We start from the raw sequence: 17,603 nt of genomic DNA, 5'->3' as shown, positions 1-17,603 counted from the left end.
CCGACGAAGCTTACTTTTTCTCGCCCTTTGCGGCTTTGCTTTCGACGAAATACCTGAATTTGCTTAACCCCAGCAACTTGCCGTCGACGAGCAGGCGTACATAATATTCCTGCTCATTCTTCAACGATATCTTCTGGCCGGGAACGACGGCACCGACGGCGGGATTCAAGCCGAGGCTGGTTTCCATATAGCCCGACTTGCCGTCCAGGTAGCGGGATTCGGTGAGGTCGTGGACCTCCCGCGTAGTCGTGCTGCCGAGAATAAGCTGCCCGGTCGCGTCCACGCATTCCAGCCGCACCTCGAATTTGCTCTTGCCCGGATTGATCACGCGGATGGCGGCGTAATAGAACGCGATCTTGTCCTTGCTGCTGATTGTTCTGGTGACGCTCCCAGGAAAACCATTCCCGTAAAGCATAGTGGGATCGGTGCTGAGCGCCATGGTTTCTATCGCCAGAACTGGCGCGGCATTCTCGGCGGCGTCAGAGGCTGGCGCCGCGTTGGCGTGCAGCGCGAAGCATACGAACAGGCAGCATGACGCCAATTTGGACAATGTCGTTAGTTTCATTACGGTTTAAATCCGTTCACAAGGTTGATCCACGCGTCGTAAGGCCTGCTGTTTTGCGGCGCGAAGTAAGTAAATGGCGTGTATTTTAACCGAGCGTATTCCGAACTTGTGCGTGCCGTATATTGGAAACCCTGATGCAGTTGCGTGACATCGTCTGCATGGTCGTGCTGCCACGACGCCAGTCCATTCCTTCCGACCACTGCGATCTGTTCCTTGTCTCGTGGATCGTAGTCGATCTTCATATTCAGTTTGCGCGGATCTGCGGTGGCCTCGTCGAAATACCGGCGATAGGTCTGGGCCGCCTTGTCGATCGATGCTTCGATCGATAGCGCGGCCGGATTCCCGCCGCCGCCGGCGTCGATGCCAAACAGCTTGGACAGCTTTCCGTTCAGCCCCCAGCTTTGTTCCTGCGCCATGGAGGCCAGCAGTATCTTCGGATTCAGCTGGTATTTTTGCGCCGCGTCGTACAGCAAATCAGGCGCGCCCACCTTCACCAGCAGAGGATTGTGCGATTCGATGATTTCCCTGACCCGGCTGCGGGTCAGGGACGTCGAATCCTTAAATTCGGCGTCGCTGAGCGGCGCCGATGTCGGATACAGGCTCTTGCTCACCGGCGCGCGCGGGACTTTTTTGCCAGCTTTGGCAAAGGCGCCGGTAGCCTTCAACATGGACAGGCGGATCTCGTCCTTCGCCTGGTTTTCGTACTCGGCCCGTTGTTCTGCCGTTGGCCGCTGGCCGACAATGATGACGCGCTGTATGGCGTCGGCTTCGGCGGCCGGTTCGGTTGCTGGCGTGACGGCGGCAGGATTTGCCGCCGGTGCTGCCGCATCCTCCGGATCGAGTATGCCTTTGGGCAGCACGCCGCCGTTGGCGTCGGCCAGGCGCGACAGTTCCTGAAGCTGGTCGTTGGAGACGAAGTCATAGACGCTGCCGCTGTCCATCGCGTCGGCGCGCATCTGCGCGTAGATATTGGTGGGCAGGGAGTTGTTGAAGGCGAACTTGTCGCCATGCGATCCCGCCTGCACTTCGGCGTCGGAGGACGAGCCGAGTTGGGCGGCGAAGCTGCTGCCCAGCGCATTGCCGAAGGCGTCTGTAGCGATCTGCCGCAGGTCGATCCGGCCGCCGCGCATGACCGAGGCGGTCACGTTGGCCGCGAGGTTGCCGACGGTGTTGGCCGCGAGGCCGGCGCCGAACACCGAGCGCGCCGCGTCGCCGGCCATCGAGCCGGCCAGCGAACCTGCCGCCGAGGCCGCCACGCCGCGCCAGTCGAAGCCCGATTGCAGGCCGGTGATCATGCCCGCGCCCTGGGTCACCACGTTCGACAGCGTGGCGCGCGCGGCGGCCGCCTGCCAGCCGGAGCCGTTGAAGACGGAGCCGCTGCCTGCCGCCTGGCCGAACTCGGCCACGCCGGACGAGACGCCGGCGCCCAAGGCCGACAAGGCCACGCCGGTCCAGCTGAAGCCGTCCTGCGCGCCGATCAGGTTGCCCACCGCCTGGCTGGCGATGGAGCCGACCGCGCCGGCGATGGCGCCGCCGGTGAAGCCGGCCGCGCCTATCGTGGTGCCGGCGACCACGCCGCCGCCGCCCAGCGCCGAGGCGCCGGCCGCCATCGTGTTGAGGAAGCCGCCGGTCACGCCCGACATGGCGCCGGCCGTGTAGATGGTCACCGCGACCGCGATCACCACCATGATCAGCTTGCCCATGCCGCCGCAGCCGCCGCCGCCACCGCCGCCGCCGCCGCTCTGCGGCGCCTGCGGCATCGCCAGTTCCGGCGTGGTGCTGCCCAGCGCGGCCGAGGCGTCGTAGGGCTTGAAGCTCTGGTAGCCGTTGAGCACGGTGTTGACGCGGGTCGGTATCTTCAGCGGCTGGCCGACGGTGAGCTTGCTGTCGGCCGCGTTGATGCCGTTGACGTCGCCGATCAGGTACCACAGGCGCTCGTCGCCCCACACCATCTTGGCGATGCTGCGCAGCGTCTCGTCGGCGCTCTGCACCACGTACACGCTCGGCGGCGCCGCCACCGACGGCGAACTGACCGAGTCGTACACGCTGCTGAACGATTCGAACGCGCGGCTGCTGCTGCCGATCAGCTGGTCGTTGGCCACCAGGCTGTGGGTGACCACGCCGCCCTGGGTCTTCTCCAGGATGTGGCCGTTGCTGTCGCTGAAGACGGTGCGCGCGTCGACCCCGGTCACCTCGGACAGGTGGCCGTTGACGTCGTAGTGGCGCACGCTGGTCTTGCCGTCGACCGCGCCGTGGTCGCCCAGGTTGCTGATGGTGGTCGAGGTCAGCAGGTAGCCGTCGCGCTTGACGCCGTACACCATGTCGATCATCTGCACCTGGTGGCTGTCGGCGCCGACGATGCCGTAGTGGTACAGGTTGCCGGCCTCGTCGTACTGGTAGTGCAGCTTGCTGGTCAGCTTGCCGTTGATGTCGGTGTTGCGCTGGTCGATCAGGTGGCCCACCGTGTCGTAGCTGTTGTAGTGGATGCCGTCCTTGTCGGTGCTGGAGATCACCTGGCCGCTGCTGTCGTACCAGCGCTGGCCGGTGACGGCGTTGTTGGTCAGCACCTGCGACAGGCGGCCGGCCTCGTCGTACCGGTAGATGTCGTTGTTGTCGGTGCTGCGGTTGCCCAGCCAGTCGTAGGTGATGGTGTGGGCCTCGATGACGCTGTTGTCCAGGTTGCTCCAGTCCTGTTCGCCGCTGCCGTCGTCGACGATGGCCGCACGGCGGCGGCCGCCGCCGCTGCTGTGCGGCGTGGCGTACTCGGTCTCGGTGCCGCCGGAGACCCTGGTCTGGCGGTTCATGCTGTCGTACTCGTAGTTGACCCAGATGTGCTTCTTGTCGGTGACGTCGTTGGTGAACGTGGTGTCGACGCTCTTGCGGTTGCCGTAGTCGTCGTATTCGTAGTGCACCTTGTAGTCGGCGTAGGCGACGTTGGCGACGATGTCGGTCAGCCGGCCCTGGTGGTCGTAGCTCAGTCTGTTGTCCTGCAACATGCGGTTGCCCTGCGGCGAGGTCAGCCACACCTGCTCGCTCAGGCGGTTGCCGTCGCGGTCGTAGGTGTAGGTGGTCAGCTGGTGCAGGCCGCGGTCGTCGATCTGCAGCAGGCGGCCGGTGCCGTTGTCGTAGGTGTAGCGCAGGTTCTGGTAGGGCAGGCGCAGGTCGACGAAGTTGCCCTGGTAGGTCAGCTTGCCGGCGGCGTCGTAGTTGTAGTCGGTCCTCGCGCCGCTCAGGTCGTAGGAGGCGATGGCGCGGCCGCGCTCGTCGAGCACCCACTCGCGGTAGTTGTGGGCGCCGCCGGGCTGGGCCTGCTCGTCGATGGTGCCGCCGTAGCTGAGCTCGCCGAACTTGCCGTTGAAGGCGTCGTACACGCTCAGCGTGGCCTTGCGCGCGGCGCCGGCCGCGCGGTTGGCGGGCACGCCGTTCTCCACGCTGATGATGTTGCCGCCCAGGTCGTAGCGCGTCAGCGTGCTCAGGCCGTTGTTCGGGTCGGTCACGTCGGCGTTGTGGCTGTTGGTGCTGCGGATGCGGCGGCCCAGCTCGTCGTAGGCATAGGTGTCGGTGATGCGGCCGCGCTGCCAGGCCAGTATCGTGCTGTCGACGTTCCAGTGCGCCACGGTCACCTCGGCGGTGGTGCGGCTGGTCTGCCGGCCCAGGCGGTCGTAGCTGTAGTCGGTCTTGACCGCGTTGCCGGCGTCGGTGTACTGCCAGACCGCGGTGCGCTGGCCGAACACGTCGAGCTGGTAGTCGATCACGCCGCCGTCGGCGTGGACTTCCTTGACCAGGTTGCCGTTGGCGTCGTAGTAGCTGCGGTTGGTGTGGCCGCTGCCCGGCACGGCCGGATCGGCGCCCTCGGTCACGCTGCGCACGCGGCCCATCACGTCGTAGCTGTAGCTTTGCGCGTACTTCGGCCGGTCGCCGGCCTTGGCGTACTGGGTCTGGGTCAGCACCTGGTTGTCGTGGTTGTAGGTGTAGGTGACGGACCAGTTCGGATCGCGGGCGTCGACGCGGTTGAGCACATTGCCCCAGCGGTCCAGCGTGACGGCGTTGATGGTGGCGCTCTTCTCGCCGCCGACGATGGCCGCGGCCACGCCCATGACCACGCCGTCCACGTGCCGGTTGAGCGGGTTGCTGGCGGCCAGGTCGTGCGCCAGCCTGACCGCCTGGTCGAGGTAGCGGGCCTGGTCGGTCAGCGCGCCGGCCACGCTGGCCATGGCGGCGCCGACCTTGGCGTTGAACTCGTCGCGGGTGGCGGTCAGGTCCAGGTCGCCGGTGGCGGCGCCGTCGGCGATGGCGTTGATCATATTGGCCGCCGCCGCGCCGCGGCCCTGGCCGGCCACCTGGGCCAGGTAGGGATTGAGCTCGGCCGCGCCGGGCGCGCGGCCCATGGCGTTGGTGAACACCTGGGTCAGGAAGGCGCTGTCGCTGGTGCCGGCCGGATAGCGCTGCGCCGCCTCGGGCGAGGCCAGCATGGCCTGGGCGACCTGGCCCATGTTCAGCACCGGCGGGCCGGCGTAGGCCTTGATCCAGAACGGCACGCCCGGCGTGTCCGGCACGCGGTTGAACAGCGCCAGGTACAGGCGGGTGACCGGCTGGACGTATTGCGCCATCGGCGTGCTGGCCGCCAGCGCCCTGGCGGCGGCGTCGAAGGTGGTGGCGGTGCCGCGTGCGGTCTCCTCGGCCAGCTGGATGGCCGGCGCCAGGCTGCCCGGCGTGGCGAGGATGGCCTTGCCCTCGGCGATCAGGGCCTGCAGCGCGGCGGCCACCTTGTTGTCGAAGGTGACGCTGTCGCTGTTGTTATTGGCCGGCACCGATTGCGCCCAGGCCGCCGCCAGTTCGGCGCGGCTGAGCGGCGCGGCGCCGCCCAGCTTGTCGCTCCAGAAGCGCAGGCCGCCCGGGTCCTGCGAAAAGTCGCGGGCCAGGCCGAACTTGTAGAGCTGGGTGACGAAGCCGTCGTTGCTCAAGCTGGCGGGATACAGCGCGGCGCCGGCGCTGCTTTCCATGATGCCCTTGGCGACATTGGCCAGGGTCATGCCTTCGGCCAGCTTGCCGTTCCAGAAGCGCAGCTCGGCGAACTGCGGCGCGCGGTTCATCAGCGCCACGTACAGCTGGCTGACCTGGCGGCTGGAGCGCGCCACCGCGCTGGTGGCGGCGTCGGCGATATAGGCGCCGGCCACGCCGAGGTCGGCGGTGGCGGCGGCGGCCAGCTTGGCGGCCAGCACGGCGCCGGCGTGGTCGGCCGGGGTGGCCGTGGCCGCGCCCTGGACGATGGCGATCTGCGGCGCCAGCACGATCTGCTGGGCGTCGTAGCGGCTCTTGGCGGCGCCGTAGGCGTCGCGCGACTGCGCGGCGCTGATGTAGGCGTTGTCGGCCGCGATGGTCTTGGCGTAGGCGTTCTTCAGCGCCAGCACGGCGGCCGCGGCGTTGGCGGCGGCCGTGTAGACGCCGCCGGCCGCGCTCTCGCGCCCGGCGGCGGCGTCATAGGCCGCCTGCACGCCCGGCAGCTGGTTCTGGGCGTTGGCGTAGGCGGTGTTGGCGGCCGCGCGGCCGTCGACCAGGCTCTGGGCGTGGCCGATGTCGGCCGCGACCTGGGTGGCCACCAGCGGGTTCAGGTGCTTGGCCGCCTCGTCGGAGTTCAAGATCATCTCCGCCACCGCGGTGCGCTGGTCCGGATGGCTCTTGAGGTAGTTGGCGTAGAACAGCACGCCGCTGTCGGTGGCGCTGGCCACGCGGCCCAGCACTTTCAGGAACAGCTTTTGCACATAGGCCACGGGCTCGGCCGGATAGCCGTTGTTGGCCTCGGTGAGCAGGGCGCCGATCAGGGCGGTGCGGTAGGCCGCGCTGCCGTCCGCATGGCTCATCTGCCAGGCCAGGCCGCCGAAGTCGACCGAGCCGCGGATGCCCAGGTAGAGGTAGGTGATGCCGCTCTGGTAGGCCGCCGGCGCCGCGCGCAACATGTCGGCGGCCGCGTAGTCCTTGTTGGCGTCGGCCGCGATGCGGTCGACGGTGGCCTTGGTGCTGGTCACCAGGGCCCTGGCGTTGCTCAGGTTTTGCGCGGCGCTGGCGGTCTCGCCCTGGCGTTGCCGCAGCAGCGCCAGCGCGCCGGCGGCGACGCCGGCCGCGTCGGTGTTTTGCTGCGCCAGGAAGCCGGCGATGGTCTGGTCGAAGCCGGCCTTGCGCTGCAGCTGGGGCAGCTTGCTGTCGCTGTAGGCGTTGTACGAGTTCAGCATGAACACCGCCACCTGGCCGCGGCCGTTGACCGCGTTCAGCGTCGGCAGCCAGTAGTCGATCTCGCTGGCGTCGGCGCTGCGGCCCAGGATGTAGTTGTACAGCGTGGCGATGAAGGCGCGGTTGTCGGCCGGGAACAGCGCCCGGTCCTGCGCCTCCTTGCTGACGATGAACGATTGCGCCAGCGCCGGCAGGTCGGCGGCGGCGCCGTTGCCGGTGACGTAGAAGTCGAACTCGCCCTGGGTCGGCGTGGTCTTGCGCTGCAACAGCGTGGCGTACAGCAAGGTCAGCTGCAGGCGCCGGTTGGCGCTGGCGTTGCCGGCGCTGTTGGCGCCGCTGAGCGCGGCGGTGGCGTCGCTGGCCGCCGTGGCTTGCGCGGCGGCATCCCGCTGCTGCTGGCTCAGCAGGCCGGGCAGGGTGGCGCCCAGCTTGTTCTGATCCACCAGCGCGGCGTTGGCGGCGGCGACGGCGGCCTGCTGCGCGCTGTCGACCAGCGCGAAGTTATCGGCCACGCGCTGCAGGAAGGCCTGGCGCGCGGCCAGGAAGCTGCGGGCGTTGGCGTCCGGCGTATAGTTGGCGTAGTTCTTGACCGCGTCGAGGATGGCCAGCGCGACCTGGCCGCGGCTCATCGGCGCGGCGCCGCCCAGCTTGGCGACCCAGGCCGCGCTGTCCGGCTGGCCCGGCGCTGCGCTGCCGAGCACGGTGGCGTACACCTTGGCGACGAAGTCGGCGTCGCTCATGCCGGCCGGGTAGATTTTCAAGCCTTCGGCGCTGGTGATGAAGCTGCCGGCGATGACGTCCATCGTGGTGCGGTTCAGCGCGTCGATCTGGAACTCCAGCCCGCCGACGTCGGGCTGGCTGGCGTACTGGGCCGGCGTGCGCCCCAGGATGCCGGTGTACATCTGCATCACCTGCAGGCGCTGGGCCGCGCTCGGCTGGGCGGCGGCCAGCGCGCTGGCCGCGTTCAGGTCGTTGCGGGCCAGGGCGTTGGCGGCCGCCGCGGCCGAGGCGGTGGCCACGCTGGCCTTGGCCTGGGTGGCGGCGTCGATGGTCGGCTGGGCGCCGGCCGCCTGCGCCAGGCCGTAGGCGTAGGCCAGGGCGGCGTGCAGGTCGGTGGCGGTCACCTTGTCGAGCGTGCTGCGGGCCGCGCCGATGTTGCCGGCGTTGGCCCAGTCGAAGGCGCTCAGGTTGACCACGCAGGCCAGCGCGACGCCGACCTTGTTGTTGAAGGTGGCCTTGAGCGCGGCGTCGTCGGCCGACAGGTCCGGGTAGGACAGCATGCCGTTGAGGATCTTGACGGCGATCTCGCCGCGGTTGCTGGCCGTGAGCTGCTGCTGGAAGGCCAGCATCTCCTGGCGCGCCGCGCCGCTGGTGGGCAGCCGGCCCAGCGCCAGCTGGTAGATGCGCTGCACGAACTGGGCGTCGGTGGTGGCGGTCTTGACGCCGTTGACCAGCGTGTAGGCGGTCAGCGTGGTGTCGGCCTGCGACTCGGCGCTGGTGATCAGGCCGTTGGCGAGCGCGTTCCACGCGGCCTGGCCGCCGCCCATGCGTTGCAGGGCGTCGAGCTGGAAGGCCAGGCCGCCGGTGTCGGGCGTGCGGTTGAGCAGGGCCACGTACAGGCGCGTCACCTGCGCGCGCATGTCCTCCAGCGGCGCGGCGCCGGCCGCGGCGCGGGCGGCCGCGGCCACCGCGGCCATCGCGGTGGCGCTGGCGGCCAGCGTGGTCTCGGCCTTCTCGGCCGCCGCTTTGGCGGTCTCGGCCGAGGTGACGGCCGCGAACACGGCGCGGCTGACGTAGCCCTGGTCGGCCAGCGAAATATTGCCCAGCGCGACCTGGCCGAAGTTGAGCGCGATCGCGACCTTGTTGTTGAACGCCAGCTTCTGCGCCTGCAGCGCGGGGTCGCCGCCGCCGTAGTTGGCGACCTGGTTGACCAGCTGCATGACGAACTGGCCGCGCTTGTCGCGGGCGCTGCCGCCCATGGCGGCGAAGCGCGCGGTCCAGTCGGCCGCCTCGGCCGCGCTGGGCGCGCGGCCCAGCATGTTCTGGTAGGCGTGGGCGACCAGCTGGCGGTTGTAGCCGGCCTCGTCGAGGTCGTTGTCCGGGTACAGCAGCGGGTCCTTGGCTTCCGGGCTGTCGAGCATGCCGGTGGCCATCTGCTCGGGGGTGATGGACTTGAGCGCGTTGAGCCAGAACACCACGCCGCCGGCGTCCGGCGCGCGGCCGAACAGCGTCAGGTACATCTGCGCCACCTGGGTCTTGCGCAGCTCCTGCGTGCCCAGGTCCTGGGCGTCCTGCTTGGCCTTGGCCAGGTTGGTGGCGGCCTCGTTGAAGACGGTGGCGGCGCTGGCCGGGTCGACCCCGCGGTAGTCCATCACGTAGTTGAGGCTGGCTTCGACGCGGTTGTTCAGCCAGGCCTGGGCCCGGTACAGCGGCGCCTTGGTGGCCGGCGGCAGGTAGTCGTCGACCGGCAGCACCACGCTGTCGATCAGGTCGAGGAACAGCTGGCCGGGGGCGTTGCCGCCGGCCGCCTTGGCGCGGTCGTAGGCCACGCTCCACTTGGCGACGTCGGCCGCGTAGGACGGATCGTTGGCGCCGTCGCGCCCGAAGGCGTAGGCGAAGATGCGCTTGATCACGGCCTCGCTGGTGCCGGCCAGGTTGGGCGCCGCCTCGGTGCTGGCCAGGAAGCCCAGCACGATGGCGGCCATGCTGGCGCCCTCGTTGGCGCGCGCCACATAGAAGTTCAGGCCGCCCAGGTCGGGCGCGCGGTTCAGCAGCAGCGCGTAGATGCGCGCCAGCGTGACGTTCTTGTCGGCCGAGGCCTGGTTGGCGATCTGCATGGCGCCGTGGGTGCGGACGAACTCCGCCTCGCCGGCCGGCTGCGCGACGACCTGGTATTCGTAGTCGCCGGCCGCCAGGCCCTGGGTGCTGAACACCGTGGCGCCGCCCAGGCTTTGCAGGCGCGGGGCGGCGTCGATCCAGGCGCCGCCCTTGAGGCGGTAGGACATCTTGAACGGCGTGCCCTGGTCGCGCGTGTCGGCCACCACCAGCAGGCTGTCGAGCAGGCGGCTGCCGCCCACCTGCGGCAATTTGTACCAGTTGCCGGCCACCGGGTCGCGCACCATCACGTACAGCTGGGCGTCGCTGCTGGCGCGGGCGTCCACCTGGCGGCCCATCAGGTCGTAGCTGTAGTCGGTGCGCTGCAGCCAGCTGGTCTGCAGGGCGGCGCGCACGTCGGTGGCGCTGCGCAAGGTGGCATTGCGATAGTCGACCTCGGGATTGACGCAGACGATGCTGCTGCTGACGTTGCCCTGGGCGTCGAACAGCGTCAGCTTGTCGACGCCGTCGCCGGCGTTCGACAGCCAGGCGTGGCCGGCGTTGTCGTAGCGGGTGTAGTCGGTGCGGGTGAACGGCGTTTCCCAGTCGTCTTCGCTGTTCTGGTTGGCGCCGGCGGTCTGCGCCTGCGTCACTTCGCCGAAGGCGTTGTAGGTGTTGGTCTGGATCGTGTTGTGCTGATTCAGCCTGCCGTGGATCAGGTCGATATTGCCCGGCTTTTCGATGCTGGCCACGTGGCCCAGCACGTCGTAGCGGGTGACGGTGAACAAGGTCTCGACCTGGTGGTCGGCGTTGTCCAGGTTGGTGACGGTGCGCCATTGCTTGGCGACCCGGCCGAACTTGTCGTAGGAGGTGTTGATCGCCTTGCCTTCGGCGTCGTACACCTGGATGGCGCGGCCGGCGCTGTCGTAGGTGGTGCTGGTGACGCGGTCGTGCGCGGGGTCGCGCACCGGCTTGACGGCGGCGGCCGGCGAGAACGGATTGACGGCGTCGGTGGTGCCGGCCGGCGCGCCGTTGGCGTAGTCGATGCGGGTCACGACATTGCCGTACAGGTCGCGGCGGAACTCGGTCAGCGGCGTCGGCGCGGCGGGCAGGCTGGTGCCGGGCGGCGTCTCCACCCACGGCAGCGGGTAGTGCATGACGGCGGTGGCGCTGACGCGGCCCAGCGCGTCGTAGTAGCTGAAGGTGGTATTGCCGCCGCCGTCGCTGGCGGTGATGGTGTTGCCCAGCTTGTCGTAGGTGTAGCTGGCGGCGATCTGGTGCTCGCGCGCCACCAGCACCTTGCGCCGGTTGGCGTTGTAGTAGTTGACGGTCAGGCGGTCGCTGTCGCTGGCCTGCGGCAGGCCGTAATAGCTGTCCTTCCAGTCGGCGTGCCAATCGCTGTAGGCGGTGGCGTATTCGGTCTGCGTCAGCAGGTCGCCGGCCTGGTCGTAGGTGTAGGTGGTCAGGTAGCCGAGGCGGCCGGCGGCGTCGTCCTGCAGCGCGGCGATCTGCGCCGTCTTGTTGCCGTTGGCGTCGTAGAAGTAGCGGGTGCTGGCGGCGCTGGTGAGCGCCGCGCCGGCCGCGTCGGCGCCGTACACCGTCACCTGGCGCGCCGCGCCGAAGGCGTCGTAGCTGGTGTCGGTGGTGCGCGCCGACAGCATCATGCTGGCGCCGCCCAGCGCGTGCTGGTCGAACACCCAGGCCAGCGGCTCGCTGACCTTGACCACCTGGCCGAGCTGGTCGTAGCGGGTGGCGATGCTGCGGTCGGCGGCCGCGACGGCGGCGGCCCGTTGCTGCAGGCTGGCCAGCACGGCGGCCGGCGTGCGGTTGGCGGCGTCGGCCTTGAAGGCGGCGTAGCCCGGCATCGGCTCGTTGTAGCGGGTCAGCGTGGTGACCGCGCCGAAGCTGTCGCGGACATAGCCGGTCACGTAGCCGGCGGCGTCGACGTCGTAGCGCAGCTGGCCGAGGCGGTCGTAGACCTTGTAGCTCAGGTTGCCGCCGACGTCCTTGTTGGCGACCGCGTTGCCCAGCATGTCGTAGCGCACTTCGATGGTCAGTTCGCCGGACGGCACTTCGTTGCGGCCGGCCGCGCCGATGGCCGAGGCGGTCTCGCCGGCGTTGTAGACCTGCACCGAGGCCAGCGTGGTCTTGATCTGGCGGCCGACCAGGTCGTAGGCGTAGCCGGTGACGCGCGGCTGCGACGAGCCGTAGCCCTCGGTGCGGCTGGTCAGGTTGCCCAGCATGTCGTACTGCATGAAGGTCTGCAGCTGGACCGTGGCCGGCGTGCGGGCGGTCCAGTCGGGGTTGACGTCGAGCTGGCCGTTGGCGTACACGTCCACCGGCGGCGCCGTTTCCAGCACCAGATGGCCGGCGTCGTCGTAGGCGTAGGTCCAGGTCTGCTGCAGCTTGTTGGTGAAGCTGGTCTTGCGGCCCAGCGCGTCGTAGCCGAACGATTCGCTGTAGGTCATGGCGTCGGTCGACTTGACCAGGTTGCCCTGGGCGTCGTAGTCGAAGTGGCTGACGCGCGGCGTGCCGAACTTGGCGGTGTTGTTGACCAGGTTGGCGTAGCTGGTGTCGGCCAGCGCCGCCACGGTCGGGTAGACCAGGGTGTCGGACAGGCGGCCGAAGTTGTCGTAGCGGTTTTCCGTCACATAGCCGCGCGCGTCCAGCGTGAAGCGCAGGCGATGGTTCTGGTCGTAGGCGTAGGTGGTGCTGCGGTCGTCGGCGCTGGCGCGCAGCTGGCCGGTGACGCTGTCGGCGCGGTCGGTGACCAGCGCGGCGTTGACCGCGGTGGCGTAGCGCACCACCGAGGCGAGATTGCCCTGGCCATCGTAGTTGTGCTTGACGACGTTGCCGGCGGCGTCGACGTCGAACAGCGGCCGGTTGTCCAGGTCGTACACGGTGCGGCTGACGCGGTCGGCGGCCTGCGGCGCCGGGTGGTAGGCGGCGCTGACGTTCTCGGGCGCTTGCGGCGCGGCGTATTGCGTGCGCTGCGCCACGTTGCCGCGCCCGTCGTAGTCGATGCGGCTCACCGCGCCGTTGGCGTCTATCGTCACCTGCAGGCGGTTGTTGGCGTCGTAGCGGTAGGTGGTGGTGCGGTCGCTGCCCGGATCGGCGAGCGGCGCGCCGGTCGGGTAGGCCAGGGCGGAGCCGGTGGTCTGCGCGGTGGCGTACTGGGTGGTGGTGCTGAGGTTGCCGGCGGCGTCGTAGCTGCGGCCGCTGACGGCCCATTGCACCTGGCCGCCGCTGCTGTTCTGCGCGACCGCCACCGTCTTGACGCGGTTGGCGCTGTCGTAGGTGTAGTAGGTGGTGGCGTTGCCGGCATCGGCCGGCGCGTATTTCTGCAGGGCGTCGCCGGCCGGCGCCGCGCCGGTCAGCGGCGTGGCGTAGGCGGTGGTGGCGCTCAGGTTGCCGAGCGCGTCGTAGGTGTTGCGCACCACCGACCAGTTGCGCAGCGCCGGCGTGCGCGGGTCGGGGGTGTTCTGCGCGGTGGCGGTGGCGGCCAGGCGGTTGGCGCCGTCGTAGGCGTACACGGTGACGCTGTCGGACGCGCTGTCGGCCGGATAGGCCAGGTCCGGCGCGCTGCCGGCCAGCGCCAGCGGCGTGGCGTAGGCGGTGCGCATCGTCAGGTTGCCGTTGCCGTCGTAGTCCTGGCGTATCACCGACCATTGCAGCTTGCCGTCGGCGGCCAGGCCTTCGGCGCGCATCTCGGCGGCCAGCAGCCCGCGGGCGTCGTAGAAGTAGTGCTGGTGGCTGTCGTGGGCGGCGTCCGGCGCGACCAGCGCCATTGCCGCGTTCAGGTCGGCCACGGTAAAGCTGACCGGCTTGGCGTAGGTGATGCGGTCGGTCAGCTGGTCGATCGCGTTGTAGGTGTAGACCGTCAGGACGCCGCCGGAGGTGAGCGAGGCTTGCAGGCGGCCGTCGACATCGTAGAAGTTGCGCCCGCCGGCATTGGCGGACGGCGCCGACACATTGCCGTTCGGGACGTTCTGCTGTTCGGTGGCGTCGACCCGGCCGAAGGCGTCGTAGTGCACCGTGCTGCGGTTGCCGAGGGCGTCGACGACGGCGCTCTGGCGGCCGTTGTGGTCGTATTCGTAGCGGGTCACGCTGTCGAGCGCGCCGACGGCCAGCCGGCCGGCGATGGTGCCGATGTTGGCGTCGTTCTGGCCGCCGCCCAGCGTTGCCAGCGTGGCGGCGTCGATGCGGGTGCCGTAGCTGGTCTTGCTCTTGAGCTGGTTGAAGGCGTTGTAGGCCAGCGCGGTGACTTCGCCGGCGGCGTTGATCGTGTAGCTGAGGTTGCCCTGGCCGTCGTAGTAATAGCGGCTCTGGTTGCCCAGCTGGTCGGTGGCGGTCAGGCGCAGGCCGTTTTCGTTGTAGGTGTAGCGGCTGCCGTAGCGCAGCCAGATGCCGTCGACATCCTCCGGCTTGGCGGAGGCCAGCGCGGCCACGCCCTCGGCGTTCAGCTCGCCGATCAGGCGGCCCTGCAGGTCGTAGCGCTCGGCCTGGGCGCGGGTGGCGCCGGTGCCGACGCGGGTCTCGATCAGCTTGCCCAGCTTGTCGTAGGTGTAGCGGGTGACGATGCCGCCGGGGGCGGTTTCGGTCTCGAGCTGGTTGCGGGCGGTGTAGGTGTAGCTGGTCACCAGGTCGCCGGGGCCGGCGGCGTAGCCCAGGTCGGACATGCGGGCGCCGCTTGGCGCGGTGACGGCCACCGCGTAGTGGCGGCGGCTGAGGAGGTTGCCGTTGGCGTCGTACTTCAGTTCGGTCAGGTAGTTGCCGTTGTCCAGCGTGCCGGCCAGCTGGCCCTTGGTGTTGTAGAAGTAGCGCTGGTGCGACGCGACGACCCCGGCGCTGCCGATGATGGCGCTGGCGGCCGGCGCCGGCACCTGGTTCAGATAGGCTGCGGTCAGCGGGATGGCGTAGTTCAGCGTTTCGACCGGCTGGCCGAGGGCGTCGTAGCGGTGCTCGGTGACATAGCCGGCCGGATCGATCTCCAGCTGCAGCTTGCCGTCGGTGCCATAGACGTTGCGGCTGACCTGGTCGTCCGCGGTCGGCGCGTCGTCGAGCGTGGCGGGCGCATACACATTGGCCAGCTTGCCGATGTCGTAGGCGCGGCGGATCTGTTGCGTCACGCGACCGGCCTGGTCGTAGACGTAGACGGTCAGCAGACCGCTGGCGTCGACGGACTTCGACAGGCGGCCGGCGTCGTCGTACAGGTTCCAGCTGCTGCGGTTGTCGGCGTCGTTGTCGGCCACGTGCAGGTCGGCCAGGCTCACACGCGGCCAGTTGCCGTTGACCTGCGCCAGCTGGTTCATCTGGGCCGCCGTCAGCGGCCTGGCGTACTGGATGGTGCGGCTGACCTGGCCGTCGGCGTTGTAGAAATAGGCGGTCAGGTCGCCGTTGGCGTCGACCTTGGCGGTCTGGCGGCCGGCCTCGTCGTACAGGAAGTACATGGCAGCGCCGTTCGGCGCGGAAGTGCGGCGCAGCTGGCCGTCGTTGTCGTAGCTGTTGGTGGCGATGCTGAGCAGGCGGCCATCCTTGTCCAGCTGCGAGACGCTGGTGGCGTGGCCGGCGCGGTCGTAGGTGGTCTTGGTGACCAGGCCGTTCGACAGCGTGACGCTGCGGCTGCCGCCGCCTTCGTCGTAGCTGTAGAGCGTGGTGTCGGCGCCGGCGCCGGTGGCGGCGCTGGTGGTCGACAGCAGGCGGCCCATGCCGTCGTAGGCGAGCGCGGCGCTGGTCTGGGTCTTGCCGTCGATGGTCTGCAGCAGCTGGCCGTGCTGGTCGTAGACATAGCTGGCGCTGGCGGCGGCCACCGCCAGCGTGGCCGGCGCCCTGGCGCTCAGGGCGCTGACGGTGATGGTGTTGCTGGCGCCGCTCGTGGCGCCGCCGTATTGCGGGCCGCACGAGGTCTCCGCGCCGAAGCGCAGCACGCTGCCCGGCGTGAAGTTGAAGCGCTGCACGCGCAGCGCGTCGGCGGTGCTGTTGTTGTCGTGCACCGTGATCCGTGCTTCGCCGGACGCTTCGGTGATGATGTCGACCGTGTAGCTGGTATTGGCCTTCAGGCTGCCGAGCGGCAGGTCGGCCGCGGTCGCGCCGTTGCGCGCCTGCAGGTGGAGCACGCCGGCGTCGAACAGCACGCGCAGGCGCTGGTCGCCGGCCGGCGCGGTGCTGACGCCGATGGCCAGCAGGCCGTCGGTGAGCGTGGCCGGCGTGGTGACCTTGAAGTGGAAGGCGCTGCCCAGCGGCAGCGTGTCGGTGCCATTGACGACGGGGAAGCTGGCGCTGGGCTGGTTGACCGAGGTGAAGGTCAGGCTGCCTTTGCTGGCGTTGGCGATATTTGCCGGCATGACCGCCGGCAGCGCCACCGCGGCGGCGTTGGCGTTGTCGACCACGTAGGAGTTGGTCTTGCTCACCAGGCCGCGCGCGTCGTAGCTGAAGTCCGTGCGGTTGATGCGGGTGCCGGCGGTGCTGGCCGACTGCGTCCAGTCCAGCAGGCCCCAGGTCAGGAAGATGCCGTTGTCCGGCATCCGGGCTTCGGCATATTCGAGCGCGCTGGTGCGCTGGCCGTTGGCGTCGTAGCGGTATTCGGTGACCGCGCCGCCGGGGGCGACGATGAACTGCAGGCGGTTGCCGTTGTCGTACAGGTAGCGCGTGGTCTGCTGCACGCCGAACGGCGAGCCGGGCGCGGCCTTGCTGACCGACTGGGTCTCGCTGATCAGCAGGCCGCTGACCGGATTGTAGTTGCGGATGATGAAGTCGCCGGCCGCGTTGGTCTCGCGGGTGCGGTTGCCGTTGGCGTCGTATTCGTAGGTGGTCTGCTTGCCGCGCCCATCGGTCACGCTCAGCACGTTGCCGTTGGCGTCGTAGGCGAAGGTCGTGACCTGGCCGGGCACGACCGCGCCGTTGAGCAGCGTGGCCGGCTCGGTCACGGTCAGCAGCTGGCCGGCCGCGTCATAGGTGTAGACGGTGTTGTTGCCGAGCGGGTCGGTCACCGTGGTCTGCTGGCTGCCGTAGGCGTAGCGGGTGACCTGGCCCAGGCCGTCGGTCACGGTGTCGATCTTCCACGCGCCGCCCACCTGCTTGTAGCCGAACGCCAGGCGGGTGCCGTCGCTCTGGGTCACGCTGGCCACTTCGTTGGTGTTGTCGAGGTAGGTGTAGGTGGTGGCGTAGAGCTTGCCGTCGGCGATGCTGTTGTCGTCCGGCGTGAGGTCGGTGCTGACCTGGATCAGGCGGTTCAGGGTGTCGTAGCTGTAGTGGACGCGGGTGCTGGTGACGCCGGCGCGGTCGGTGACGCGGATCTGGCTCAGGTTGCCGTTGACGTAGTCGAAGCGGGTCACGTCGCCGGAGGCGTCGGTGACCTGGCTGAGCAGGCCGCTGCCGTCGTACTGGTAGCCGATGCGCGCGCCCATCTGGTCGCCGCTGGACTGGATGCGGCCGCCGGCGGCCAGGGGGCCGTAGTTTTCGTAGAGGCCGGCCATGTCGGCGCGGTCGGCGGTCCAGACCCACTCCTGGCTGGCGTTCAGGCTCAGGTGGTTGTAGCCGCCGCCGCCGTCGGTGCTGAGGTATTGCGCGCGGGCCGCGTCGTAGCGGTACAGCTCGCGGCTGCCGTCGCTGTTGATGCGGGTGACGGTGCTGCCGGCGGTGTTGACGGTGCCGGTCAGGTCGACGATCTGCCGGATCGCGCCCATGCGCCAGCTGGGGCCGTAGCCGTTGTTGTAACCGCCTTGCGAGTTGTAGGTGCGGGTCAGCGACAGGTTGACGCCGGCGGCGGCGATAAATTCGTCCTGGTTGTGCAAGACCAGGTTGCCGGTGGCGATGTTGACATAGGCGCCTTCCTTGCTATTGCCCAGGTTGGGGTTGCCGAGCACGCCCAACTGGCCCAGGGTGGACGAAGAACCGGTGAGCAAACCCATTCCGTTACCGCTGACAATAGCTACCATTTCGTTTTCCTTTTTTGCAAAGAATGCCGCGCGCCCGGCGTCCAGGTTGATTGGTGGAG

Annotated in this window: 2 protein-coding genes; both read right to left on the bottom strand. The window is 69.1% G+C overall.

Annotated features, from left to right (window positions below):
- Positions 1 to 10 precede the first annotated feature (10 nt).
- A complete protein-coding gene (locus tag AC07WS_RS29380; protein ID WP_494732473.1) occupies positions 11 to 565 on the bottom strand; it encodes a hypothetical protein in 555 nt (184 codons plus the stop codon).
- Positions 565 to 17,544, bottom strand: a complete 16,980-nt coding sequence (locus AC07WS_RS29375) for a DUF4214 domain-containing protein (RefSeq protein ID WP_494732472.1) — start codon at positions 17,542 to 17,544, stop codon at positions 565 to 567. The genes AC07WS_RS29380 and AC07WS_RS29375 overlap by 1 nt, the downstream gene beginning before the upstream one ends.
- Positions 17,545 to 17,603: the final 59 nt, after the last annotated feature.

This window comes from Duganella sp. GW821-FHT01E12 (assembly GCF_059422325.1).
Note: the sequence above shows the minus strand (reverse complement) of the source record. Positions and strands in the feature narration are given on the sequence as shown.